Here is a 24,209-nt window from a genome sequence, read left to right as displayed (position 1 = left end):
TCACCTGTGCAATAATTAAAATTCGCCATAAATTATCTGTATTGGTTAATATTGTCTATGAATATTTTATTTCTATATTTAATATGTACTACGTCCATCTTACTTTTTCCTTTAAGTAGTGTTACAAATAAGAATGTTTTTTATTTAAATGTAGAAACTAACATACTGATAATGATGGGCTATATACAAACAGTTTTGAAGGAGGAGCATTAAATGAGTATACATATTGGTGCCGAACAAGGTGCAATTGCTGATAAAATTTTATTACCTGGTGATCCATTAAGAGCTAAATATATTGCAGAAACGTTTTTAGAAGATGTAGTTTGTTATAATGAAGTTCGCGGAATGCTTGGTTTTACTGGTACTTATAAAGGTCAAAGAATTTCCGTTCAAGGTACTGGAATGGGAATTCCTTCAATTGGGATTTATGTAAATGAATTGATTAATAGTTATGGTGTAAAAACGTTGATTCGTGTTGGCACTTGTGGTGGGCTTCAAAAAGATGTAAAAATTCGTGATGTCATTATTGCGATGACGACTTGTACAGATTCAAATATGAATCGTCAAACATTTCCTGGTTTCGATTATTCTCCTTGTGCTAGCTTTGATTTATTAAAGAAAGCGTATGAAGGTGCTGTGAATAAAGGATTAAATGTGAAAGTAGGAAATATTTTAACTTCTGATATTTTCTACCGAGATAGTATGGACATGTACGAAAAATTAGCGAATTACGGAGTTCTTGCTGTAGAGATGGAAACAACTGCATTATATACAATCGCAGCAAAACATAATGTAGACGCACTTACTGTTTTAACGGTAAGCGACCATATCTTCACTGGCGTAGAAACATCTGCACAAGAAAGACAAACTACTTTTAATGATATGATTGTCATCGCACTAGATGCAGCAATCGCTTAAGTTATTTAAAAGCCTGAGAACATAATCTCAGGCTTTTATTAATTAAAAAACTTAACAACCTAACGACGTTTTTATACCACTTTACATCCAATCAAAGGTACAATAGCAATATCGAAATTCAATTTAAGGATGGTAAGGTATGAAGAAACAGCAATCAATTTTATTTCTCACCTGGATTGTAAGCATTATCGCAACACTAGGTAGTTTATCATTTTCAGTAATTAATCATTGGACACCATGTTCATTATGCTGGTATCAGCGAATTTTTATGTACCCGATTGTTTTTATTATCGGAATCGCTTTTTATAAAAATAATATAAAAGATGTTGTTTATGCACTACCTTTATCCTTAATAGGTATGTGTATTTCAATTTATCATATTTTAATTCAAAAGGTTCCTGCACTTAAAGAAACAGCTACACAATGTGGACCTGTCCCTTGTACTGGAGATTATTTAAATTGGTTTGGATTTATAACCATTCCAATGTTAGCATTTGTTGCATTCCTACTAATTAATATTTTCTGCATAGTTCTTTTACGAAAATCAAACTAAAATAATTCAAGCTGCTCGGTAGAGGATGGTCCAAATTCAATGCCTAGCAGCTTCATTAATTGTTTAGCATTATCCGCTGCATCTCCACCAGAATTATTATTAAACAGTATACAAATTTCTTTTGTGTTTTTTGATAACTGCTCAATTCTTTCTACCCATTCATACAATTCTTCTTCATTATATCGGTATAAATAACGTACCTCACGCCAGTTATCTTGTCCATTATGATTCCATCCATAAATATTTCGTCCATGAAAACGGATTAAAGTTAAATTTGAATTTGTAGGGTGTAGTACGATCGGTATACTACCAGTCCCAGCTTGTGGCTCATCACAGATCGAATGAATCCACCCTTCATCCTCCATAAATTTCAAAGTTTGCTCATAAAAACTAGGATAAAACCAAGTCTGATTACGAAATTCTAAAATTGCAGGAAGTCCTTTGAGCTTACTTTTCAAAATTCTTAATAATTCAACATTTTCTTTTTTACAATTAAACCAAGGTGGAAACTGAAATAATATGCCTTTTAATTTATTCGCTTCAATTAAAGGCTGGATTGATTCCAAAAATGGCGTTAACAGTAAAATCTGCTCCTCTTTAGAATAGTTTTGCCTTGAATGGCCCGTTATTCCGCCATATGCTTTAACAATAAATGAAAAGTCAGCTGTCGTTTGATTTACCCATTTTTGATAGTTTGATTGTGGCATTATACTATAATAGGAAGAATCAATTTCGACAATTGGAAAATGCATACAATATTGTCTCAATTTTTTTGAAGAGTGAATCCGATCAGGGTATAAACTATCATGATCGCCCCACCCAGTAACTCCAATCTTTATTTCCATACATCTCTCCTATTAGTTCTTTCATTATTAATTAATTATTTCTAATTTTCATTAAAATAAACGGATATGTTTGTTATAATGACTATAGTATAATTTTATTTTAGTAGAAATTGGAGTATAGTGTAAATGATAAACGAGCCAGTACATGAACTAAAAGCTAAAATTAACGAACTTGAAGAAAAGATAAAATCGTATGAAATAATTTTAAATACAATAACTTCTGGATCTATATTTTCGAACGAAACACTCGAATTATCTAATTCGGATCATTTAACTAGAAATACAAGTAAATCTAATACAAATAATGATATACTTCCATTACATACTAAATTCACTAACTTTTTATCGAATAGTAGAAGGACTTTGCAATCAATCTATGATGCATTACCACACCACATATTATTTATCGATAAAGATGGAATAATTACGCTATACAATCAACAAGTTTCGATCGATTTTAGAATCACTAAATACGAATTTATCGGACGACATATTAGAGAGTTATTAAAAATAGACGATAAAGACATTTATATATTGCAAACACTTTATTCGGGCGAAGAATTTTATAATAAGGAAATTTTAAATATTAACTATGGCATTATCAATACACGGATTATCCGTGATATAAATGGTGAAATATCAAGAGTTATTGGTATTTTTCATAATTTAAACGAGGCAAGAGATTCTGAAAAGCTAGCAATGTCAGGTAGAATCGCTGCAGGTATAGCACATGAAGTCCGCAATCCACTTACAACTGTTAGAGGTTATTTGCAATTCTTGCAAGAAGAAGCTCCATCTAGGTATAAGCGATTGTTTAATGATTTATTGATTCCAGAATTAGATCGGGCAAATGGAATTATTACAGACTTTTTATCGATTACAAAGAATGCGAACTATAAGCCAGAGCCAATCAATATAAATGATTTTTTAACAAATCACATTAAACAACTATTATTTAGCGAGACCGTTTTAAATAATGTCAAAATTGACTATTACTTATCAGAGGAATTAATAGGAGCACATATTTTCTTTGATAAAAACCAACTTGTTCAAGTAATTTTAAATTTATTTCATAATGCACTAGATGCTAAAAAAGAAGGACAGCTTACAATTAGCATTGCAACTTATATTGATAAAGATTTTATTTATATTGCATTAAAAGACGATGGATCGGGAATTCCACCTTCAGATTTACCATATATTTTTGATCCGTTCTTCTCAACGAAAGATGACGGGACCGGACTAGGTTTATCTTTAACAAAAAAATTGATTCAAAATCATAATGGTACCATATCCGTAATTAGTGGTAATAATGGTACTACTTTTACAATAACACTACCGATTAGATAGCTTAATAAAAAGACCAAAACTTTTGTTTTGGTCTTTCTTATTAAACAGATAATATGATTTTTCCAGTCGATTTTCTACTTTCTAATAGGTCATGAGCAAGCTTACCATCTTTTAAAGGAAACACAGTAGGTTGTTGTACGATTAATTGTTTCGTTGCAATCCAATTAAATAACTCACTACTTCTTCGTAGTCTCTCTTCTTTCGAAATTAGTACATTCCACAAGTCGCCACCGGTTAGTGTTTTTGAGGTATCCATTAACATTCTTGGATCAATATGAACTGGATCCCCCCCAGCCATTCCATAAAATACAACTGTACCGTGAACTTTTGTTGCTTCAAAGCTATCCATTATTGTAGATCCGACTGATTCATAGACAACATCTACACCATTTTTTTCTTTTGTAAACTCTTTTATTTTTGAAACCCAATTATCAGTATATAAAAATACCTCTTTCGCACCGATTGATAAAGCTTTTTCTCTTTTTTCTTGTGATGAGGTCAATCCGATTACCTCTCCACCTTTTAAGCGAATCATTTGAGTCAATAATTGACCAACACCACCTGCGACTGCATGAACAAGTGCAACATCACCTGCTTTTATTTTATAACTATCATTTATTAAATAATGTGCAGTTAACCCTTGTAGCATAATAGATGCAGCAATTTCAAAATTAATTTCATCTGGAATTGGTACAATATTAGATTCCTTTGCAGCAACATACTCTGCATTCGCAAAAGGAACATCTGCAAAAGCTACGCGATCTCCTACTTTATAGTCCGTTACATCTGAACCGACTTCTGCAATAATACCAGAGCCTTCATACCCTAAAATATACGGAGGATCACCTGCTAAATGATAATTTCCTTTACGACGATAAATATCTGCAAAGTTAACTCCCACAGCCTTCATTTCAACTAATACTTCATCATTTGAAATTTTAGGTGTTGCTATCTCTTCGTATGTTAATACGTCTGATTGACCAAATTCTCTAAAAACAAGTGCTTTCATTTACATACTTCCTTACATTTAAAATTCAAAGACAAAATCCTCATCTGTTAATTTTTCCACTGTAACTGCTTTTACATACCCATTCCCTTTAACAGAGAAGAAATCATGATTTTTAGTATCCGTTTTTAAACCATTTAAAACAATAGGATTAATATCTTCTTCATCAAAATATGTTTCAAAACCTAAGTTCATTAACGCTTTGTTTGCATTATATCGAATAAACTTATTAACTTCATCTACTAAACCAATTGAAGAATAAATTTCTTCAGTATATTGTAACTCAATTTCATATAATTGAACTAATAATGACATGGTATCATTGTAAAGTCGAGTTTTTTGTTCATCAGTAAATTGGTCATAAATTTGTTGCGCTAATAGTCCTACAAATACACCGTGAATACTTTCATCTCGTAAAATTAGATTAATAATCTCACCACTAGCAGTCATTTTACCTTGTCCTGCTAAATATAACGGAAAGAAGAATCCACTATAAAATAAGTAACTTTCTAAAAATACACTTGCAACCATTGCCATGAATAACTCTTCATCAGTTACATCACGCTTTAATAAATTTAAATAATAAGAAGAAATTAATTCCGATTTCTTAGTTAAAATTGGATGCTCGTCCACCCATTTAAATAAATCTTCAATTTCATCTTCTGTAGCAAGAGTTGTAAAAATATGTGAATAGCTTTTGGCATGAACTTCTTCCATTGCACCCATGAATGCTAGTACACTTTTAGCTTGTAAATTTTTAAGATGAACTAATATTAAAGGCATTCCTTCTCCGCCTTGCTTAGTATCTAATAATGTTAGACCACCTAAAACCTTTTTAAATGCAGTTTGTTCCTCTTTTGATAATGTATTCCAAGTATTTTTATCAGATGAAACGACAATTTCTTCTTCCGTCCAAAACTGAGATAGATTTTGCTTCCAAAACACTAAACTAAAATCATCTTCTTTTTTATTCCAGTTAACAGCTTTCATTTATTTTCCCCCTAATCATAAAGAAAGCTCGATGATATAGAACAATATGCAAAATAGCATTCTATATTCGAGCATTTCATTTTAGATCATTAAGTCGTTTAATTTAGATTCATTTTGGCCTATTTTATACTGAACAACTAATACATTCTTCTACACTCAACTTACGAGTACGTGTGTAATATAAACTCTTTAATCCTTTTTTATTAGCATAAATATAGTATCTAGCAAGCTCACGCGTTGAGACATCACTATTTACATATAAGATTGTACTGATACCTTGATCGACATGCTGCTGAATTTCAGCAATTAAATCAATTAACTTAAATTGGTTAATATCATAAGCTGATTTATAATACCAGAAACTATTTTTTGATAAATATGGCATCGGATAATAAGTTGTTGAATTTGCGTAAGTTCTAGATTCAATAACATTTACAATCGGCATAACTGATGAAGTAGCATTTTGAATATAACTAATCGATTGAGTAGGAGCGATTGCTAAACGATAGCTGTTATATAATCCATACGCTTGTACTTGCTTACTTAATGTAACCCAGTCAAATTCATTTGGGATATAAATTCCATTAAATAATTCTTTTACCTTATCTGTTTTAGGTTCATAAGATTTTGAAGTATACTTTTCAAAATAAGTGCCTTTAGCATATTCACTCTTTTCAAAATCCTTAAACGTTTTACCAGTTTCTTTAGCGATTAGCATACTTTTTTCGATCGAATAAAAGTTTACCATCATAAAGAATGTATTCGCAAAATCTTTAGCCTCAGCACTTTCATATGAGATTTTATTTTTCGCTAAAAATCCATGCAAATTCATTGCACCAAGACCAACCGAATGAAGTTCTTCATTTGCCTTTTTAACAGTAGGTGCATTCTCTATTTCCGTCATATCTGCTACAGCTGTTAATGCTTCAATTCCAACATGTACAGATTCTCTGATCGCTTTATTTTCCATTACATTTACAATGTTTAATGATCCTAAATTACAATTCACATCACGTTTAATCTGATCTTCTTCACCATAATTATTGATGACTGATGTTTCTTGAAGTTGAAAAATTTCTGTGCACAAATTAGACATTTTAATTTCGCCAATATCCTTTAATGCATGCTGTTGATTGGCATTACTTTTATACATTAAATATGGATAACCCGATTCTAATTGAATCGCAGCAATTTTTACTAAAAGATCACGTGCACTTAAATCTAGTTTTTTCTTTTTAACTCGTTCATTATTTACTAACTCTTCATATTTTTCATCTATATCAATATCATCTAAATGAATCCCATATTCTTTATACACTGTATATGGTGCGAATACATAGAATGGTTCATTTTTTTCTGCTAGTTCAAAGAATTTATTTGGAACAATTAAACCGATTGATAGTGATTGAATTCTGCTTTTCTCATCGGCATTGATTTTTTTTGTATCAAGAAATTCAACTACGTCCCAGTGGAAAATATTTAAATAGGTTGCACCAGCACCTTTACGTTGTCCTAGCTGGTTAGCGTATGAAAATGAATCTTCTAATAGCTTCATAACAGGAACAACACCACTTGCAGCGTTATCAATTTCCTTAATTTGCTCTCCTCTGGCTCTAAGTTTAGATAGATTTAGTGCAACACCACCGCCGATTTTTGACAGTTGCATTGCCGTATTAATTTGAAATCCTATTGAATTTAAACTATCGTCCATTTCTAATAAGAAACATGACACCAATTCGCCTCTTCTACTTCGTCCAGCATTTAAGAAAGTTGGTGTAGCTGGCTGATAGTTTTGTTGAATCATCATTTTTGCTAATTTCAATGCTTTTTCAATATTGCCTCTTCCTAAATATAGTGCAACAATCGCAATGCGATCTTCATATCCTTCTAAATAATACTTTCCATCATTTGTTTTTAATGCGTAATCTTTAAAGAATTTTGATGCGGCCATGTAGGATTGAAAAGTGAATTCGGCATTGTATACTAACTCATATAATTTTTCTATTTCATCAAAGGAGTAATCCAACTCAACATTATAATAGTAGTTTTCTTGAATCATATAGTTTAAGCGTTCTTTTAAAGAAGAGAATTGAATCTTTTTATCTTCTACTTCTTTTAAGAAACAAAGAAGCGCTTCTTTATCTTTTGCGAGATCAAAAAAACCATCTTTTTTAATCGTCAATTCATTATTTAGCTCTATATGTCTCAAGCTTTTCCACTCCCTCAATAAAATATTGTACATCTCGACTTGTCCCTGACAGTTCAAACTTTGATAACACTGGAACTTGATAGTCTGATGCTATTTTATCTGCACTTGCTGCAAAAGAATCTCCCCAGTTTTTATTACCACTTGCACTAACTGCTTTTAAATACTTCGAATTACTCTTCAAAAAAGTACTTACGTTTTCAGGTACGTTACCAAATCCTGTAGTATAGGTTACGAGAATATACGGTTCTTCAATTTTTAGTCCATCTTTTATTTGGATTGACGGCATTCTAACTTTATTGACAAATCGCTTAACATTGCCAGTCATTGAACTGTAAACTATCACCATATTATCACCCTCGTTAATATGTAAGAATATTGAAAATACTTATATTATATACCTACATATTGTATTACCTTTTTAGAACAAACACAATATATAGATACTGGATTTAAAAAATAAACATTTCGACAATATGTCTCTAATTTAAACAATATATGAAATTTAACAAATTATGGAGAAGAGTGCAATAAAGTGTAAAACGATTTTTTTGTCAAATGAGGTCATAACATTTTCACAAAAAAAATACTCATTAACACCTTGCGAAATAAGAAAAAAAGCTAAAAAAAACTTTTTTTTTCGCAAACTATTAATGAGTACTCGATTAAATTAATATTATTTTGACTTTTAAAATTAACAAAACAGTTAACTTCTAGCTTCTTCCAAGTAAGTATATATTACATGGCCTCCATGCTGAGCAATCCCACGAAAGTGCTTAAAGTCCTCTCGATTAACGATTATTTGTCTAAATGTTAAAAAATCATCTTTTGTAATGTAAATTTCAGAAATCACGCCTTTAACTAGCTGATCAATCAAATTGATAAATTCATTTTGTTCCATCTAATCACCCTTCATTATTTTGATTTATCTTTGATCGCTACAAGAAATAAACTTTAACCTTAACATTAACAAAGAATGAACTTAATGGAAACTAAATAGTAACATCTAGAATTTTTTCCGTAACAGCTAAATTCATATTTTTATTATTTACTAAAATTACTTCACTCTTTCCATCTTTTAAAACTAAGAATGCTTTAGGAATGACTTCTACTCCTGTTCCAATACTCGCAAACTCATATGATGAATGAGCTTCCCCTAGCGCCAAAATCATTTCAAAAAATGGTACTAAAATAATGTTTTCAAAAAATAAAATCGGATCACCAATGAGCGTATTACGACTAACCAAATTTTCAATCTCATTTGAAATTTCTACTTCAAACTCTTCAAACCAGTCTTTCAACAAACTAACCTCCAAAAAAGTGCTACAACCATTTTTGCCTTACAAAAGGTTTTTAAACATAATTTTTTATAAAAAAAGACAAAATTGTAAAAAAATTTGAATTTTCTCTTTACCTTTAAACCGTTTTCATGCATTATAGAAGGTGTCAAGTCAAAACTTTGTTAGGAGATACGCTCATGAAAATTGCAGAAGCAGGAAATATCATTGAGTTTAAACAGGGGTTGAAAGGTAGAGTACAAAAGGTTAATAAAAATTCTGTCATTGTTGACATATCCATAATGGAAAATTTCAGAGATTTAGAAATGGAACCGCTAACAGTCGTAAATCATAAAAATTATAAAATAGTAACAACTGTAGAATAGTTTAAATAATAGATTCTACTTATATTCGTATTTTAAAAAGGTTCGAACTACATAGATTTCAATTCTATAAAAAATATAAGAATTCTTTACCAAATCAGTCTTAGGTCCCGTGTAGATCACGGGACTTTTTTTTATGATTACAATGAAAATGTGATAAGTGATATTCTACTTCAATCATTCTTTAGTAAAGGAGATGACTATTTTGTTTCTTTGTCCAATTCTTTAAACGATTTTACTTTACCATGTGGCTGTTGGTTCGACTTTCTTTCATTCCAAAATCGTTCCTTTTCTCTTTTTGATTTTGTCATTATTATACCTCCTTAAAATTAATCAATTTCTTGCCATCTTATCATTTCACAAAAAATGAAAATCTATGTTAATTATTTTTAAAAGGATTGAACAAGTAATAAGAATGAATTTTCAATCTTTTTTCTTCAAAAGATTGAAAATTCATATTAGTTCGCTAATGTTAATTGGGATTGTGACAACCAATGCAATCGTACTAGTCGATCGCATTAGTCAAAATATAGAACAAAAAAGATTACCTCTTCGTCAAGCGATCATCGAGGGAGGTAAAACACGTCTAAGACCTATATTAATGACCGCATTTGCTACAATCGCTGCTTTACTACCATTAGCATTAACAACGTCTAGTGGTACACTTATTTCGAAAGGATTAGCTATTACAGTCATCGGTGGTTTAACTTCATCGACTTTATTAACACTAGTATTTATTCCAGTTGTATATGAACTGTTCTTTTCTAAGAGAACAAAAAAGCATTCTAAATCTGAGGAAACTGCTAAAGTCGTTAATAATTAAATTTAAGAGAAAGGTTTCTTCATCTTTTCTAACCCATATAAAAAACTCCGACTTTTAAAAAGTCGGAGTTTTTTCTTATAAATCTTGATCATTAACGCCTGCAAGCCATTTTCTAACAGGTTCTAGTGTTTTCTCAATACAGCCATCATTAAATGGAGATTCGAGTTTAGCCTCTTTAACTAAACCTAAAAATGATTTACTTCCTCCTAACCTGCAAAGTCCAACATAATCGGACCACGCTGAGTCTCGGTCTTCATGCATTTTATTCCAAAATTGTAATGCACAAATTTGAGCTAATGTATAGTCAATATAATAGAATGGTGATTGGTAAATATGACCTTGTCTTTGCCATAAACCACCCTTTTCTAAATAACTATTTCCATCATTTGCTCGGTGCGGTAAATATTTTTCTTCGATTCTCTTCCACAGCCCGTGGCGTTCTTCAGGTGTTAAATCGGGATTTGCGTAGATTTCATGTTGGAATTCATCTACTGCTACACCATAACTAATAAATGTAATTGCACTACTTAAGTGTGTAAAATAATATTTTTGAGTATCTTCCTTAAAGAATTCTTCTTGCCAAGGCCATGTGAAAAATTCCATACTCATTGAATGAATCTCACACGCCTCAAAAGTTGGCCAGTTATACTCTGGTGTTTCAAATTTGCGACTTTCATAAACTTGGAATGCATGACCAGCTTCATGTGTAAGTACGTCAATGTCACCTGATGTACCATTGAAATTCGAGAAAATAAAAGGAGCCTTATAGTTTGGAATATAAGTACAATATCCCCCACCTTGTTTTCCTTCCTTAGCAACTAAGTCTAGTAAATTTTCCTTTAACATAAAATTGAAAAATTCACTTGTTTCTTTCGATAATTCATCATACATTTTTTTACCATTCTCAATAATCCACTCAGGATTACCTTTAGGTGTAGCATTACCAGTTACAAATTCAAATTTATCGTCATAATAATAAAGTTGTTCCACACCGATACGATTAGCTTGTCGTTCTCTTAATTCTGTGGCGATTGGAACAATTGTTTCAAGAACTTGCTCTCTAAACTTCTTCACATCATTTGCATCATAATCTGTCCTCATCATACGAGCATATCCTAGTTCAATAAAGTTTGAGAATCCAAGTTTATTTGCAATACGAGTTCTAATTTTTACTAATTTATCGTAAATCTCATCAAATTTATCCTGATTCTCCGAGAAGTATCCAAAATATGTATCATATGCTGTCTTTCTAACCTCTCGATCTTTATCCTCGAAATGTGCTGAAATTTGTGCTAACGTTTTCACTTCACCATAGAATGGTAGTTTAGCAGCAGCTACTAACTTAGCATATTCAGTCGTTAGTTTATTTTCTTCCTGTAAATCTGGTATTACTTCCTCATTTAAAATTTTCACTTCACATTCAGCTAAAGCAAATAATTGATGGCCATATTTCTCTTCAAGTTGCTCTCTAAATGGTGAACCGATTAATGCTTTATAATATTGTTGCCCATAAGATTGAACAATTGGAGTGTTCTCATCAAAAAAAGCTTGCTCATCTTCATAAAACTTATCGTTTGTATCAACTGAATGGCGAACTGCACATAAATTTTCCATTGTTGAAAATTCATTTCTTAAATCATTGATTTCATTCATTGCTAATTCTTGTTCATAGACCGTTGAAGCATCATAAAAATTTTGTAGTGAACGTTTAAATTGTTCCCCAAACTTCTGAATATTCGGTCTACAATACTTGTAATCTTGAAAACCCATGTTAATCCCTCCATTTTTTTGTGATATTGCTATTATATAAAAAATCTTCTTGTAAAAAAACCTAAATCTAAATAAATTTCTGAAAATTTAAAAATTAACAACTTAGGATCATACAATAGAAATGCAGAGATACTAGTTTTTTCAAGAAAAAATTAGTAGTTTAATCCAAAATAATTTATAAGATGGTTGTAAAAAAATAAAAAAAAGCTCCATCAAATGCAAGCTTTTTTAGTTAGAACCATGGTATCCAATTTTCTTCAATAAGTGAATTAGGAAGTTTTTTTCTTCATTCGATAGATCACTTATTTGTTCATGTAAAAATTCTTCGTGAATAGGAAAAATTTCATCCATCAATTTTTTTCCACTGTCCGTTATTTCTGCATAAATTACTCGACGATCTGCACTACAAGGATTTCGATAAACTAGTCCCTTTTTCTCAAGTTTATCTACAACATAAGTAATACTTCCACTTGCGATTAATATTTTTTCTCCAATATGTTGAAGTGGTTGATTTCCTTTATGATACAAGAGCTCTAGTACTGCAAATTCAGTTGGATTTAAATTAAAACTAGCAATTGATTTGTTTGCTGAATCACTGATCTTTCTATGAGCTCGCGATAATACAATAAATAGCTTTAAAGAAAGCTCTATATCTTTTCTATTTGTCTCTTCCATAATAATACCCCTTCAATTTCTTTTACATCGTTCATTCTATATTACTATTTTACACTTATTAATCAATCTTAAGATTATTTCAATGAAAATGACTTATTTAATTCAGTTAGTAATTTTTTTTGGTATGAAATAATTAACTCGTCCAATTCTTGACTGGCTTTTAAGGTCAAATGTTCGTTTAACCCTTTAGTTTCCGCAAAAAATACCATTTCTTCCCTTTTTAATGAAATAGATAATAATAAACGGCTGAGTTGATATTCATTCATTAGACTGATTCCCTTCTACAGGATGTTTTTTAACAAACCTTTTCATACTTAATCGAATTCGTTTCTATTATTCATTTTAACTAAATTATTTAAAATAGATACAATATGAAACCTACTAAGCAAATTTACCTAGTAGGTTTATTTTTTTTTATGTAATAGCTCTTTTATCGATCGTTCTTACTTAAATAAATTAGACGACTTTTTATTAAATCCTGCTTAAAATGATTCCTTTTCAAAAATAGTATAATTTTATTATAAAATAAAAAAGCTGAAATGTAATGGAATTTATTTACCACTACTATTTCAGCTTTTTTTAATACTATTTAGTTGCCTGCTTTTATTTTATGACCTTTAATCATCATTAGTTTTACTTTATAACTTATTAGAAATTCAATTCCTTCTAGCCATTTCTTCGTTTCTAGAGGGGTTCTTCCCCAAACAGTAATTCCATGATTTCTAACAAGAACAGCCCCAAAGTCCTTTGTTAAAAATGGAGTGTATGCGCGTTTAAACGTTTCCATGTCTTGAGCATTCTCAATGATTGGAACTGTTATTTTATTTTCAAAATACGAACTTGTTAAGATATGAATCATCTCATTATTTTCAAGTTCTACTTGCCCTTCATTGCTAAATAACTCAGAAATAACATTATTATCTACAGTATGTACATGAAGCACACAAGTAGCAGCTGTTTTTTCGTAAATATTTGCATGAATCAATGTTTCAAGTGATGGCTTTAATACCGTATCAAATACTGGTTCACCAAGGTTATTCACAACAATAAATTCTTCATCACAGCGTGCCCTCTTATCCTTCTCATCCGCTGTTACAAGAAATAATAATGGATCGTCTGAAATTTTCATAGACAAGTTTCCACTCGTACCATAAAACCAATCTCTTTTCGCCAAATCACATTTAATATTTGCAAGCTTCTTCCATTGTTCTAAAAATAAACTCATATTTACACCTCCACTTATTTAAACTATCTATTTGGACACCGTTAAAAATTCAAACTATTCATACTATTTAATAAAATTATGTCATGTGTCGGTCTTCATTGTCAATAGTTCTAAGTAAATGAAGAATCATCAATTTTCTACAGCTTTTATCCATTTTTGATAGTAATTAATGATTTAATACTTTTTTTACATCTTGATTTGACAATACTCCTATTTTATTAAACAAATACGTGAAAAATAAAACTTTCCTACTCATTTTCTTGACCCTTTCTTTCCCTAAGGAAACTTTTTTGTGTTTAGTAAATCATATGTCTTTTTTATTAAAAACGTGAAGAAAATCTACTATTAATTCGGCAAGATTCTTCGTATTTTTACGGGTTTTTAGTGCAAAACTTCTTGAAAATACTTCCCGCTAAAATTATTTTGATCTTATAATTTTCATTCATTTTCTATTTCGCTTTTCAAAATTTAGTAATCTCATTAATTTATGATAAAATAAATCGATAATAATTTAGAACGAGGTATATAAATGAACATTGTTTTAGCTACATTAAATGCAAAATATATCCATACTAATTTGGGGATTCGATACATTAAAGCCTATGCTCAGCCTGAATATGATATAGAGCTTGCTGAATATACAATTAAAGACCCAAGTCTTAATATCATCACAGACTTATATAAACGTAAGCCAAAAATTCTTGGCTTTAGCTGCTATATTTGGAATATCGAACAAACGATTGAAGTAATACGTATGTATAAGAAGATTGATCCTTCAGTTATTATTTTTGTTGGCGGTCCAGAAGTAAGCTATGATGTCAATTATTGGTTAGATCGTGTAAAGGAAATTGACATCGTTACGATTGGTGAAGGAGAAATCACTGTTAAGAAATTAATTAAAGCGATTGAAAATGGGGATGATTTCACTTCTATAAATGGCATTGGTTATCGAGATGAAGGAAAAAATATCATTAAACCACAAACCGAAAAAATTGATCTGACAACAATTCCTTCCCCTTATCGATTTAAAGAAGATTTGCCATTTCTAAGTAAAAGAATTCAATATATCGAAACAAGCCGAGGTTGCCCATTTAATTGCCAGTTTTGCTTATCTTCTATTGAAGTTGGGGTACGATACTTTAATCGAGAGGTGATCAAAGATGATATTCGTTATCTTATGGCAAACGGAGCAAAAGTTTTTAAATTCGTAGACAGAACTTTTAACATAAGTCGTAGTTATGCAATGGATATGTTCCAATTTTTAATTGACGAACATGTGGAAGGAACTGTATTCCAGTTTGAAATTACTGGTGATATTATGAGACCTGAAGTCATCGAATTTTTAAATCAAAATGCACCTAAAGGCTTATTCCGATTTGAAATAGGCGTTCAATCGACAAATGATGCGACAAACGAGTTAGTTATGCGAAGACAAAACTTTGAAAAGCTATGCAGAACTGTCACACTTGTACGAGATGGAGAAAAAATAGATCAACATTTAGATTTAATTGCTGGTTTACCAGAAGAGGATTACGATTCATTCCGTCAAACATTCAATGACGTTTTTGCGTTAAGACCCGAAGAACTACAATTAGGTTTCTTAAAAATGCTAAGAGGAACTGGTGTACGATTAAGAGCAAATGAACATGATTATGTGTATATGGATTATGCTCCGTATGAAATATTAAGTAATAATGTACTATCCTTTGACGACATTGTAAAAATTAAACAAGTTGAAGATGTACTTGAAAAATATTGGAATGACCATCGAACAAATAATACGATTGAATATTTAGTTGAAAATGAGTTTGAAAGTCCTTTTGATTTCTTCCAATTATTTGGTGCATATTGGGAAGAACGTGGTTGGTCAAGAATCGGTCATCAGCTTGAAGATTTATTTAAGCGTCTAAATGAGTTTTTAACGCATTATCAAATTAAAAACGAGACCATCGTTAAAGATATTATGAAATTTGATTATTACTTAAATCATAAATATAAACCACGTAAACCTTGGTGGTCTGAAATAACAAACCATGATTTTACGAAGGAAATTTATAAACGAATTATTGATAACCCTGAATTTTTAGGTTCAGAATTTATTTCACTTCATTTAAACGAAAAAGAAATCTTTAAACATACAATGATTGAATCACTTTCATTTGATATCGAACATTTCTTACAAACTGGAGAATATAGAACTGGTAATTATGCAATGCTAGTTTATTTCTCACCTAAAACATTATCGCCTTCATTTTTTACAATTGAAGTATGAGTAAAAGAGGACAATATTCAATTTTGGATATTGTCCTTTTTGAATTGAAATCACTAAATAGTAAATAATAATTTGTAAGCAGAGGTGATATATAATGAAGAGAAAAAATAAGAAAACCAAAATCGATTCACCAGTATTGGATGATACTTTACCCCATATTTCAAACTTTCCATCTTTTAAAGGGACAGACATTAAAATGGAAGAACCTTTTGTAAATTCAAAAGGTGTAGTCATTGGAGACAGTAAGTATAGCTCTCCTAACTCTCCATTAAATAATTGGTCTGAAGATGTTGATCCATCAGTTATGGCAGGAGACGAATGGGTTCATCCAACAAATGATATTGGTTGGGCAAGTCCTGAAAACGCTGACCTATTAGAATCAAAAAAGCGAGAACAACCAGCAAAACAATTTATGCATCCACAGCACGAAACGAGAGACTGATCAAGCACAAAGATTTAGGGGATCGAAAATGGTTTATCATTTCTTGACTCCCCTTATTTTTCTTTAAAAAAGTGCGATATTGATATCGCCCTTTTTTTGGACTAGTAGCATATGTAACTGCGCTCTGTGGTGTGTGAAGTGGACTAAAATCTCTAATAACCATTCGAATTTTGAATATTGAAGTCCCCAATAGGAAGTCGTTTTCTCAACTAAATCATTTTCCTTCATATTAAAATAGTATTTCTTTAACTCATCAAAATTTTTTTGTAATAGATATCTCATTTCTACTAGTGAGTTACATTTAACCACCCTATAATAATTAACCATCTTTTCTTGACTTACACCGCTCATAATTTCCATATCAGCACCAATCAGTTCACATAAATGCTGGACTAATTCTCCGATCGATTTCTTATGTTCAACCGGTCGAAAATTTAGATCCTCCTCTTTGATTGAATCAATCATTTCTAAAACACTCTTTACACATAAACTCAACTGATTAAACACATTCTCAATATACATAATTAAAGCGGGACAAAGAATGATAGAACTTTAACTAGTGTGTCTTCAATCAATCCTTAAATAATCAAACTTGTCCCTATTCCTCCTTCCCCTGCTTACCTCCACCTATTTTTTAACCGTCATATAACCCTTTCCTATTGAATAGACTTGTACCATATAGGAGGGATTTTAATTTATGAGAACTTTGGCTTGGCATGAAACCTTAGAATTACATGAAATTGTTGCTACAACTACTCACTACTTATTTAAGCTTAAAACAAATTTAAAAAATATTACAGATGCAGGATTAAAAGAATTATATAAAACTTCCATTACATTGTTTGAAAATAATTTACGGGATTTACTTAAATTTATGAGCAATATTAAGATTGGAGAAAGAGATGCACAAAGCAATAAACTAGCAAGTGAAATGAGTGCAGAAGATTTATTATCAGCAACAAAAGTATTAACCAAAATGTATGCGCATGCACTTACTGAAACAGCTACCCTTGATTTAAATAATTTATTTATTAAGCATCTAGTATCAGTGAACAATTTACATACAAAAATTTTTAACTATTTATCAAAACAAGGACAATATTCCGTATTTAATATTAATAAGTTAATCGAGAACGATGCTAAAAAAGCTATGGATGTCTTAAAGATGCCGTATTAAAAAATGGACGTAGTCAAACGTCCATTTTTTAATCTTTGTTGAAGTTTTTATTCGATAAGTCTGTCACCTTTTCAGCTGCAATGTGATGATATCTCTTCGTATTTTCAACTAATTTTATCAAATTTAGATAAGTTTGCTTAGCCCCTAAAACAAGTAATGGTACCCCAATAAAATCAAGATGTAGAAATCTTGATGTAAAACCACCTAAAGTCATAGCTAATGGTACAGTTGGCGATGTACTTGATAAGATTATTTTATCCTCTTCATTTAATAAGATTTTTCCTAAACCTTCGATCGCTGTCGGGACATTTTTAGTATATCTTTTTGCTACAGTATATACTTGGTCCCCATTTTCGTCTTCACCATGATAAAAAAGTTTTCCACCATCTTTTGGTTTTAGTTTATTAAATAAGTACGTATTTTTTACTTCTTCCGTTGTCGGTTGCCGATCAAGTGGTAATTGCTTCAAATGATATGCAGCAGCCAGAGGTGAAGAATGCGTACCACCAAAACAGTAATAAATATAATATTTCATTTATCTCATCCTCAAATTTTTATATTAATACGTATGTAAATGTAATTGTTTTGAATCCCATTCTGCAAAGCATACTTGTTTAAGTGATAAATTTGACTCAGAAAGTTTTTTATGAACCCACTTTTCATCTTTTTTCAACGTGTTAAGAGCTCTTTGAGTTATTTTCCCATCACTAATTACGACAACCGGTAAAAATTCTTTTTCCATTTGAATTTTTAAATCCTGTTTAGTAGGCGTATCAAAATTTGATTTCTTCAAAACACTAATCGTACCGTCATTTTCTAAAATAGCATACGCAACTTCACTAACTGAAAAAGTATCTTTTGATCTGAGTAATTGCATCAATTGGTCAGTGTCCAAACGATTTCTTTTCAATTCTTTCCATTGTATTGCACCGTGCTTTATGACAACTGAAGCATCACCTTCTAAGAACTTTCTTGCCCATATTGACTTTTGTGTCAAGATTTCTGTTACTAAGATTAATGCTCCCCAAACAAAAATACTAAAAAGAATTCTTGGTAGATTTGCTTCTTTATCATATATTCCATCTCCTAGTATATTTCCTAACACTAGCGACGAAATCAAATCAAATGGTGTTATTTGTGTAATTTGAGTTTTCCCATTAATTTTAACAACAATAAAAAGAGCTATATATCCACAAACCAACTCAGTAAACATTTCATGATAACTCATGTATAACACTCCTAAAATTTTAATTACCTATTAAATTTTCTTACTACTTTACTCTTTTTATACATGAAATTGGTAATTGAACTTCATTCTAATTAAACTTTAATAATCCATATAAATAGATGCGTCTGGATGAGATCCGACAGTAACTAGATCTTTTAATATTTTAGCTAATATATAACTATAAACAGTTCCATTTCCACCATAGGCCATTAAAAAAAAGCAATTAGGATATTCATCATATTGCCTAATCATTGGTAAGCCGGAATGTGTTCCTCCAAATGTACCAGTCCAATAAAATTCTGGTTTAGCATCTTTATAAATAGGAAACAATTCTATTAAATTTTTGATAAGCACTTCTTTTTTATGAAATAACATAGATTCACGTTTTTCTGGTATTATTGTAGGTTCATCAAGCCCTCCGACAATTATTCTCCCATCAACTGTAGTACGAAGATATAAATAAGGTCTTGCAGTTTCCCAAATTAAACAATTTTCATACCATGCATTGTTTTTCTCAATTAGAGGTTGGGTTGCAATTGCAAATGTTGATGTTAATACTGCATTTTTCTCACTTTTTACCTCTAATGATTCATAACCTCCAGCAAAAATAACTTTATTTGCTCGAATCGTATGTTTATTTTTAGTAAATAGTTTTACCCCTTCATCTGTACCAATGATCCGAATTACCTCTGTATCCGAAAATAACTTCACTCCACGTTTTTTGGCATATAAAAGTAAACCGTGTGCGCATTTATATGGATTTACTTCAGCGTCATCCCCTGTGAACAGTGCAGCTTCTTTTGAAAAATTAAACTTTTCTTCAATTTGTGATTTTGTATATCGTTCAACATTAAAACCATTTTCTATTAATGCTTTATATTCCAGATCAATCATTTTTTTACCATCTAAATTACTAGCAAAATATAAACTTTTTCTTTTTATAAAATCAGGATTAATATCGAACGTTTTTGACATTTCTTCAAGACCTTTAATTGCCTCTACACATAATTGATAATGACGGACAGCTTTTTCTTTTCCATAAGAATTGATAAACGAATTTAAAGTTTTATCATTTGAATATTGTAAGAGCCCCGTATTTGCACTAGTACTTCCTTGTACAAGTTTTTTACGCTTATCTAGTAATATGACCTTAGCTCCCGTTTGACTTAAGAAATAAGCACATAAACTTCCTGATTCACCGCCTCCAATTATTACATAATCACACGCTTGATCTTCATCGAGTGACTTTATATTTTCGAGATCACTATGTGAATCAGTGTATGTCGTTGGCCAATACAAGACTCCACTTATACTTTTCAACGTCTACTCTCCTTTCAAAAATCATATTTAAGGTAGTTTTTGTCAGTTGAATAAAAAAAATCCCACTTTTTTAAAAGTGAGATTTTTTTTTAAACGTAATATAGATCATTATTAATGCAAAGGATTTCTAGAAACTTACTGAAATTATGATCTTTCAGCCAACCATTTACCAATCGTTGGATATGTCGTTTTTAATGAAACAGGTCCAAACATGATTGATACATGGCCCGATGGAATCGAAACATACTGCTTATCTACGCTTGAAATATGCTCATTTAATGCTTCAACTTGGCAAGGCATCGCAATATGGTCTTTCGTAGCAGAAATATTTAAAACATTAGCTTTAATGTTTGAAACATCTACTTTTCTTCCTCTAATTTCTAGGTCACCGCTTAATAATTTATTTTGCTGGTAAAACTCTCTAATCCATTGGCGATATGCTTCACCTGGGAATGGAATACCATCTGTAACCCATTTTTGCATTAACTGCCACGATTTAATAAATTTTGTATTATCAGAACGATCCAATAATGTTACATAAGGTCCAACAAAATTAGTAACTGGTTTTAACATTTTGTTACCAAAATCGATCATTTCAGGAGGAATATTCCCCAATGTATCAACAGCTTTATCAAGTGCAAAGTATTTTTCATTTAAAAACGCACCATATAATCCTGTATCAGAAAAATCGAATGGACTAGTTACAAAAATTAAGTTTTTAATTGGTGCATTTTCATATAGTGCTGCATAAATACTAGTTAAAGTACCACCCATGCAATATCCTAACATGGATAATTCTTTTGCACCTGAAAAACGAAGAACCCTATTTACCGCTTTTGCAATATAGTCGTGAATAATATCGTCAAATTTTAAATGACGATCTTCATGACCAAATGTTCCCCAATCTAATAGATAAACATCAAATCCTTCATTTACAAGGTACTCAACAAAAGAGTTCCCCTTTGTTAAATCAAGAATATACGGTTTATTAATTAGCGCATAAATAAGAAGGATTGGCGTCTTTTTTACTTTTTTTGTAGTTGGAATATAGTGATATAATTTACTTTTATTTTTAGTCCAAATCACTTCTTTAGGAGATTGACCTACTAAAGGTTCTCCCTCTTTTATAAGAATATCTGCAGTTTTCTTCAATCTTTTGTATGATTCTTTTAATCCGCTCGGAAGCGATTGTGTAGCTTTTTCTAACATTTGTGAATTAAACACACTTTTCCCCCCTTTAGATCTTAAAAATGTCATCTATAAGTAAGACTTAAACGTAAAGTCCGCCATTTACATTAATCTGTTGACCAGTAATGTACTCTCCACCTTCACATAAGTAAATAACAGCTTTAGCAATCTCTTCTACAGTACCAAATCTTCTTTTTGGTATTCTAGATTTAATTTGCTCTTTTACATTTTCTGGAATTTCGTTTACCATGTCAGTTTCAATAAATCCAGGACATACAGAGTTTACCGTAACGTTTGATTTTGCTAATTCAAGTGCTAATGATTTAGTAAATCCAATCATGCCAGCCTTTGCAGCAGAATAGTTTGTTTGGCCGAATCCTCCTGATTGACCAATAACTGATGAAATATTAATGATACGAGCGTTATCAGATTCAAGTAGGTGAGGTAGAGCAGAATTACATGTGTTATAAACACTGCTTAAATTCACATCAATAACCTCATGCCAATCTTCTGCACTTAGTTTCTTGAAACTACGATCTCTAGTAATACCAGCATTATTAACAATAATGTCTAATCGGCCAAAATGCTCAACTGTACGATCAATTAATGCTTTCGCTTGATCTAATTCAGCAACGTTAGCTTGCACTGCTAATGCTTCATAACCATTTTCAAAAAGTTCATCTACAACTGCTTTTGCGTGTGCTTCACTATTATTATAATTGATTACAACTTTTGCACCTTTTTCTGCTAAAGCAAATGCTATACCTTTTCCGATTCCTTTTGCTCCACCTGTTACGATCGCTACACGATTTACTAAATCCATTGTCATTTCTCCTTTTTTAACTAGTTATTGTTTTGTTGGTTGTTTAGTCGTTAATTGTTGTAAAAGTTGTTCAATGTTAGCCATTGAAGACTTTAGTTGCTCAACGCTTTCCATTGAAGACTTTAACTCACTAATTTGTTGATGAATTGATTTGGTTTCAGCTTTTAATTTTGTAAGATCTCGTTTAACTGTCACAATGTCTAGCTCTTTTTTCAATGCTTGAACATCTAACTCGGGTTGGGAATCTAAAAATAATTGATCTTCTAATGTATCTACTTTTGATTCTAAATTAATCACTAAGCTAGCTACATTTGCAATATCTTCTTTAGAAGCAATATTTGAAGCCTCTAAGAACGTTTTTGATTGATCATTCAACATCTTTTTACAGAATAGATTAAAATCTATTACAGAACCCATCCACTCGGAAAATTCTTCCTTCTGAACATATTCGTTCATCATTTTTCCAAAGTATTTTTCATTAACATCATACATTTGCTTCCACATTTTTAATGGATCTGAATAATTTTGCTCTGACATGTTAATCCCCCTCACTATTTTAAGTATAGAAAACAAGTTAACGACAAAACAATCCAATGTTTTCGCGATATTTCTACATCTTCTGTCGAAATTTGTTTTTTAATATTCATTATATTTAAAATACATTGACAATAAATTTAACTAAGTGTAAATTACACCTAAGGGATAATGATTCCATTACTACGATATAGGGGGGAACAGTACTTTATGACAACAAATGAAAAGGAAACAAGTAAAAAAAATAAACTCGAAACTTCTGAATCGATTACATTGCCTAAAAACTTCTTAGTTCCCTTTCTACTTCTTAGCCTTAAGCAATGGAATATGCATGGGTATAAATTAATGCAAGTATTATTTGATTTAGGTTTTACTACGCTTGATTCAAGTAATGTCTATCGAATTCTAAGGCAACTTGAAAAAGATAGTTATATTAAATCTAGTTGGGAATATGGAAATGAAGGTCCGGCAAAACGAATTTACTCAATCACAGATGCCGGAGAGGAATATTTAAAAACTTGCCATAATTCATTTACTCAATATAATCAGATGCTCCAAACATTTTTTTCGATCTATACAAATTCATTCTTTCCATTTAGCAACTCTGATCAAAGTTTTAAAGATGATTGAAATTGCAGCAATGCATTCAATAATAAATTTTTTTGGAGGAAACACTAATGACTGAAAAAACAATCGAATTACAAACTGAACTTGCAGCTGAGAATTTTCAAAAAATGCTTCAATATTTATTAGACAATCAATTACAAATCCAACAATGGACAGAGTCATTATTTCAAGAACAAGCAAAACAATGGAAAACGTTAAACGATCAAGTTCAAGTACAACAACAAGAGTCATACGAACAATTCCAAGAAATGATTAAATTATTAAATGAAATTAAGCCTACAATTAATCAAGAGACTTATGAAAAAACTTGGAAAAAATTATTTGATCAGTTTGCTCCATTTCAATCTTTATGGACGAATATGAATCAAAACCCATATCAACCGTTTTTTCAAGCTATGAGTACATTTTCAAATCAACAACAACAATTATTCCAACAATTTTTTAAACAACCATTAACTAACTCACCTTACACTGCTTGGACGAACATGTATCAACAGTTCCAAAAAACTCAAGAAGATTGGTTAAAAAACCTACAAGAATTCTCATTCGCTAAACTATAATAATTGTACAATTTTCT

Annotated in this window: 28 protein-coding genes and 1 pseudogene; 10 read left to right on the top strand and 19 right to left on the bottom strand. The window is 30.9% G+C overall.

The genetic code is table 11. From position 1 onward, the window contains the following. The first annotated feature begins 213 nt into the window (after positions 1-213). Together deoD and CN925_RS14525 are read left to right on the top strand one after the other, a co-directional pair. Entirely contained in the window at positions 214-918 is a 705-nt protein-coding gene (gene deoD, locus CN925_RS14530) for a purine-nucleoside phosphorylase (protein WP_098846941.1), read from the top strand. 139 nt (positions 919-1,057) lie between these two features. Next, positions 1,058-1,471, top strand: a complete 414-nt coding sequence (locus CN925_RS14525; RefSeq protein ID WP_098846940.1) for a disulfide oxidoreductase — start codon at positions 1,058-1,060, stop codon at positions 1,469-1,471. On the opposite strand, the gene CN925_RS14520 is transcribed toward CN925_RS14525, so the two are convergent. Continuing rightward, positions 1,468-2,316 (bottom strand): DUF72 domain-containing protein, encoded by an 849-nt coding sequence (locus CN925_RS14520; RefSeq protein ID WP_098846939.1) that lies wholly within the window; start codon positions 2,314-2,316, stop codon positions 1,468-1,470. The two genes, CN925_RS14525 and CN925_RS14520, sit on opposite strands and share 4 nt — an antisense overlap. Positions 2,317-2,442: 126 nt before the next feature. Between CN925_RS14520 and CN925_RS14515 the strand changes: the two genes are divergently transcribed. Beyond that, positions 2,443-3,666: a two-component system sensor histidine kinase NtrB gene (locus CN925_RS14515; protein ID WP_098846938.1), complete on the top strand. Its 1,224-nt coding sequence runs from the start codon at positions 2,443-2,445 to the stop codon at positions 3,664-3,666. Between the two features lie 40 nt (positions 3,667-3,706). On the opposite strand, the gene CN925_RS14510 is transcribed toward CN925_RS14515, so the two are convergent. From CN925_RS14510 to CN925_RS14485, 6 genes are all read right to left on the bottom strand, one after another. Then, positions 3,707-4,675, bottom strand: a complete 969-nt coding sequence (locus CN925_RS14510) for a quinone oxidoreductase family protein (protein WP_098846937.1) — start codon at positions 4,673-4,675, stop codon at positions 3,707-3,709. Between the two features lie 18 nt (positions 4,676-4,693). Beyond that, entirely contained in the window at positions 4,694-5,662 is a 969-nt protein-coding gene (gene nrdF / locus CN925_RS14505) for a class 1b ribonucleoside-diphosphate reductase subunit beta (RefSeq protein ID WP_098846936.1), read from the bottom strand. 124 nt (positions 5,663-5,786) lie between these two features. Then, on the bottom strand, positions 5,787-7,871 hold the full coding sequence (nrdE, locus tag CN925_RS14500; RefSeq protein WP_098846935.1) for a class 1b ribonucleoside-diphosphate reductase subunit alpha: 2,085 nt from the start codon (positions 7,869-7,871) through the stop codon (positions 5,787-5,789). Next, positions 7,849-8,217: a class Ib ribonucleoside-diphosphate reductase assembly flavoprotein NrdI gene (nrdI, locus tag CN925_RS14495; RefSeq protein WP_098846934.1), complete on the bottom strand. Its 369-nt coding sequence runs from the start codon at positions 8,215-8,217 to the stop codon at positions 7,849-7,851. Before nrdI ends, nrdE begins: the two co-directional genes overlap by 23 nt. A 357-nt stretch (positions 8,218-8,574) precedes the next feature. Then, on the bottom strand, positions 8,575-8,769 hold the full coding sequence (locus tag CN925_RS14490; protein WP_098846933.1) for a hypothetical protein: 195 nt from the start codon (positions 8,767-8,769) through the stop codon (positions 8,575-8,577). A 91-nt stretch (positions 8,770-8,860) separates the two neighbouring features. Next, positions 8,861-9,169 (bottom strand): spore germination protein GerW family protein, encoded by a 309-nt coding sequence (locus CN925_RS14485; RefSeq protein ID WP_098846932.1) that lies wholly within the window; start codon positions 9,167-9,169, stop codon positions 8,861-8,863. 176 nt (positions 9,170-9,345) lie between these two features. Here CN925_RS14485 and CN925_RS14480 point away from each other — a divergent pair, with 176 nt between their 5' ends. After that, a complete protein-coding gene (locus tag CN925_RS14480; RefSeq protein ID WP_098846931.1) occupies positions 9,346-9,531 on the top strand; it encodes a YkvS family protein in 186 nt (61 codons plus the stop codon). Positions 9,532-9,728: 197 nt separating this feature from the next. On the opposite strand, the gene CN925_RS21610 is transcribed toward CN925_RS14480, so the two are convergent. Beyond that, positions 9,729-9,839: a DUF6254 family protein gene (locus tag CN925_RS21610; protein WP_286138372.1), complete on the bottom strand. Its 111-nt coding sequence runs from the start codon at positions 9,837-9,839 to the stop codon at positions 9,729-9,731. A 146-nt stretch (positions 9,840-9,985) separates the two neighbouring features. On the opposite strand from CN925_RS21610, the pseudogene CN925_RS14475 reads away from it, so the two are divergent. After that, positions 9,986-10,351, top strand: a pseudogene (locus CN925_RS14475) (efflux RND transporter permease subunit); the annotation flags it as partial. Positions 10,352-10,426: 75 nt separating this feature from the next. Here CN925_RS14475 and CN925_RS14470 read toward each other — a convergent pair. The 4 genes from CN925_RS14470 to mtnB form a co-directional block, all read right to left on the bottom strand. Beyond that, positions 10,427-12,121, bottom strand: coding sequence for a M3 family oligoendopeptidase (locus tag CN925_RS14470; protein ID WP_098846930.1), 1,695 nt, complete (start codon positions 12,119-12,121; stop codon positions 10,427-10,429). A 228-nt stretch (positions 12,122-12,349) separates the two neighbouring features. Beyond that, complete coding sequence (locus CN925_RS14465; RefSeq protein ID WP_098846929.1) at positions 12,350-12,796, bottom strand: MarR family winged helix-turn-helix transcriptional regulator; 447 nt, start codon at positions 12,794-12,796, stop codon at positions 12,350-12,352. A 74-nt stretch (positions 12,797-12,870) separates the two neighbouring features. Next, a complete protein-coding gene (locus tag CN925_RS14460) occupies positions 12,871-13,062 on the bottom strand; it encodes an aspartyl-phosphate phosphatase Spo0E family protein (protein WP_056474119.1) in 192 nt (63 codons plus the stop codon). A 323-nt stretch (positions 13,063-13,385) separates the two neighbouring features. Next, the gene (gene mtnB, locus CN925_RS14455; RefSeq protein ID WP_098846928.1) at positions 13,386-14,021 is read right to left on the bottom strand and encodes a methylthioribulose 1-phosphate dehydratase; all 636 of its coding nucleotides are present in this window, start codon (positions 14,019-14,021) and stop codon (positions 13,386-13,388) included. 529 nt (positions 14,022-14,550) lie between these two features. On the opposite strand from mtnB, the gene CN925_RS14450 reads away from it, so the two are divergent. Together CN925_RS14450 and CN925_RS14445 are read left to right on the top strand one after the other, a co-directional pair. Next, positions 14,551-16,293, top strand: coding sequence for a B12-binding domain-containing radical SAM protein (locus tag CN925_RS14450; protein ID WP_098846927.1), 1,743 nt, complete (start codon positions 14,551-14,553; stop codon positions 16,291-16,293). A 94-nt stretch (positions 16,294-16,387) separates the two neighbouring features. Next, the gene (locus CN925_RS14445) at positions 16,388-16,735 is read left to right on the top strand and encodes a DUF3905 domain-containing protein (protein WP_098846926.1); all 348 of its coding nucleotides are present in this window, start codon (positions 16,388-16,390) and stop codon (positions 16,733-16,735) included. A 63-nt stretch (positions 16,736-16,798) separates the two neighbouring features. Here CN925_RS14445 and CN925_RS14440 read toward each other — a convergent pair whose 3' ends face one another. Beyond that, a complete protein-coding gene (locus CN925_RS14440; RefSeq protein WP_180232969.1) occupies positions 16,799-17,200 on the bottom strand; it encodes a DinB family protein in 402 nt (133 codons plus the stop codon). Positions 17,201-17,432: 232 nt separating this feature from the next. Between CN925_RS14440 and CN925_RS14435 the strand changes: the two genes are divergently transcribed. Next, positions 17,433-17,912 carry a spore coat protein gene (locus CN925_RS14435; protein ID WP_098846924.1) on the top strand — a complete coding sequence of 160 codons (480 nt, stop codon included), beginning with the start codon at positions 17,433-17,435 and terminating at the stop codon, positions 17,910-17,912. Between the two features lie 28 nt (positions 17,913-17,940). Here CN925_RS14435 and CN925_RS14430 read toward each other — a convergent pair whose 3' ends face one another. From CN925_RS14430 to CN925_RS14405, 6 genes are all read right to left on the bottom strand, one after another. Further along, entirely contained in the window at positions 17,941-18,447 is a 507-nt protein-coding gene (locus CN925_RS14430) for a DUF3189 family protein (protein ID WP_098846923.1), read from the bottom strand. 24 nt (positions 18,448-18,471) lie between these two features. Beyond that, positions 18,472-19,140, bottom strand: a complete 669-nt coding sequence (locus tag CN925_RS14425; protein ID WP_098846922.1) for a DUF421 domain-containing protein — start codon at positions 19,138-19,140, stop codon at positions 18,472-18,474. Between the two features lie 99 nt (positions 19,141-19,239). Then, positions 19,240-20,460: an NAD(P)/FAD-dependent oxidoreductase gene (locus CN925_RS14420; RefSeq protein WP_098846921.1), complete on the bottom strand. Its 1,221-nt coding sequence runs from the start codon at positions 20,458-20,460 to the stop codon at positions 19,240-19,242. Positions 20,461-20,604: 144 nt separating this feature from the next. After that, entirely contained in the window at positions 20,605-21,669 is a 1,065-nt protein-coding gene (gene phaC / locus CN925_RS14415; protein ID WP_098847023.1) for a class III poly(R)-hydroxyalkanoic acid synthase subunit PhaC, read from the bottom strand. 61 nt (positions 21,670-21,730) lie between these two features. After that, entirely contained in the window at positions 21,731-22,471 is a 741-nt protein-coding gene (locus CN925_RS14410) for a 3-oxoacyl-ACP reductase (RefSeq protein ID WP_483295202.1), read from the bottom strand. A gap of 24 nt (positions 22,472-22,495) precedes the next feature. Beyond that, positions 22,496-23,008: a polyhydroxyalkanoic acid synthase subunit PhaR gene (locus CN925_RS14405; RefSeq protein WP_098846919.1), complete on the bottom strand. Its 513-nt coding sequence runs from the start codon at positions 23,006-23,008 to the stop codon at positions 22,496-22,498. Positions 23,009-23,215: 207 nt separating this feature from the next. On the opposite strand from CN925_RS14405, the gene phaQ reads away from it, so the two are divergent. Next, positions 23,216-23,635 carry a poly-beta-hydroxybutyrate-responsive repressor gene (gene phaQ / locus CN925_RS14400; protein ID WP_098846918.1) on the top strand — a complete coding sequence of 140 codons (420 nt, stop codon included), beginning with the start codon at positions 23,216-23,218 and terminating at the stop codon, positions 23,633-23,635. A gap of 47 nt (positions 23,636-23,682) precedes the next feature. Then, a complete protein-coding gene (locus tag CN925_RS14395; protein WP_098846917.1) occupies positions 23,683-24,192 on the top strand; it encodes a hypothetical protein in 510 nt (169 codons plus the stop codon). Positions 24,193-24,209 lie beyond the last annotated feature (17 nt).

Origin of the sequence: Bacillus sp. AFS055030 (genome assembly GCF_002574545.1) — a bacterium.
GTDB lineage: Bacteria > Bacillota > Bacilli > Bacillales > Bacillaceae_G > Gottfriedia.
The sequence above is the reverse complement of the archived record's forward strand: the minus strand, read 5'-3'. Positions and strand labels throughout refer to the sequence as shown.

Excerpts from the sequence above, each read along its gene's own strand:
- deoD (WP_098846941.1), top strand. The coding sequence starts at position 214 with ATGAGTATACATATTGGTGCCGAACAAGGTGCAATTGCTGATAAAATT.
- CN925_RS14525 (WP_098846940.1), top strand. The coding sequence starts at position 1,058 with ATGAAGAAACAGCAATCAATTTTATTTCTCACCTGGATTGTAAGCATT.
- CN925_RS14520 (WP_098846939.1), bottom strand. The coding sequence starts at position 2,316 with ATGGAAATAAAGATTGGAGTTACTGGGTGGGGCGATCATGATAGTTTA.
- CN925_RS14515 (WP_098846938.1), top strand. The coding sequence starts at position 2,443 with ATGATAAACGAGCCAGTACATGAACTAAAAGCTAAAATTAACGAACTT.
- CN925_RS14510 (WP_098846937.1), bottom strand. The coding sequence starts at position 4,675 with ATGAAAGCACTTGTTTTTAGAGAATTTGGTCAATCAGACGTATTAACA.
- nrdF (WP_098846936.1), bottom strand. The coding sequence starts at position 5,662 with ATGAAAGCTGTTAACTGGAATAAAAAAGAAGATGATTTTAGTTTAGTG.
- nrdI (WP_098846934.1), bottom strand. The coding sequence starts at position 8,217 with ATGGTGATAGTTTACAGTTCAATGACTGGCAATGTTAAGCGATTTGTC.
- CN925_RS14490 (WP_098846933.1), bottom strand. The coding sequence starts at position 8,769 with ATGGAACAAAATGAATTTATCAATTTGATTGATCAGCTAGTTAAAGGC.
- CN925_RS14480 (WP_098846931.1), top strand. The coding sequence starts at position 9,346 with ATGAAAATTGCAGAAGCAGGAAATATCATTGAGTTTAAACAGGGGTTG.
- CN925_RS21610 (WP_286138372.1), bottom strand. The coding sequence starts at position 9,839 with ATGACAAAATCAAAAAGAGAAAAGGAACGATTTTGGAATGAAAGAAAG.
- CN925_RS14470 (WP_098846930.1), bottom strand. The coding sequence starts at position 12,121 with ATGGGTTTTCAAGATTACAAGTATTGTAGACCGAATATTCAGAAGTTT.
- CN925_RS14465 (WP_098846929.1), bottom strand. The coding sequence starts at position 12,796 with ATGGAAGAGACAAATAGAAAAGATATAGAGCTTTCTTTAAAGCTATTT.
- CN925_RS14460 (WP_056474119.1), bottom strand. The coding sequence starts at position 13,062 with ATGAATGAATATCAACTCAGCCGTTTATTATTATCTATTTCATTAAAA.
- mtnB (WP_098846928.1), bottom strand. The coding sequence starts at position 14,021 with ATGAGTTTATTTTTAGAACAATGGAAGAAGCTTGCAAATATTAAATGT.
- CN925_RS14450 (WP_098846927.1), top strand. The coding sequence starts at position 14,551 with ATGAACATTGTTTTAGCTACATTAAATGCAAAATATATCCATACTAAT.
- CN925_RS14445 (WP_098846926.1), top strand. The coding sequence starts at position 16,388 with ATGAAGAGAAAAAATAAGAAAACCAAAATCGATTCACCAGTATTGGAT.
- CN925_RS14440 (WP_180232969.1), bottom strand. The coding sequence starts at position 17,200 with ATGATTGATTCAATCAAAGAGGAGGATCTAAATTTTCGACCGGTTGAA.
- CN925_RS14435 (WP_098846924.1), top strand. The coding sequence starts at position 17,433 with ATGAGAACTTTGGCTTGGCATGAAACCTTAGAATTACATGAAATTGTT.
- CN925_RS14430 (WP_098846923.1), bottom strand. The coding sequence starts at position 18,447 with ATGAAATATTATATTTATTACTGTTTTGGTGGTACGCATTCTTCACCT.
- CN925_RS14425 (WP_098846922.1), bottom strand. The coding sequence starts at position 19,140 with ATGAGTTATCATGAAATGTTTACTGAGTTGGTTTGTGGATATATAGCT.
- phaC (WP_098847023.1), bottom strand. The coding sequence starts at position 21,669 with ATGTTAGAAAAAGCTACACAATCGCTTCCGAGCGGATTAAAAGAATCA.
- CN925_RS14410 (WP_483295202.1), bottom strand. The coding sequence starts at position 22,471 with ATGGATTTAGTAAATCGTGTAGCGATCGTAACAGGTGGAGCAAAAGGA.
- CN925_RS14405 (WP_098846919.1), bottom strand. The coding sequence starts at position 23,008 with ATGTCAGAGCAAAATTATTCAGATCCATTAAAAATGTGGAAGCAAATG.
- phaQ (WP_098846918.1), top strand. The coding sequence starts at position 23,216 with ATGACAACAAATGAAAAGGAAACAAGTAAAAAAAATAAACTCGAAACT.
- CN925_RS14395 (WP_098846917.1), top strand. The coding sequence starts at position 23,683 with ATGACTGAAAAAACAATCGAATTACAAACTGAACTTGCAGCTGAGAAT.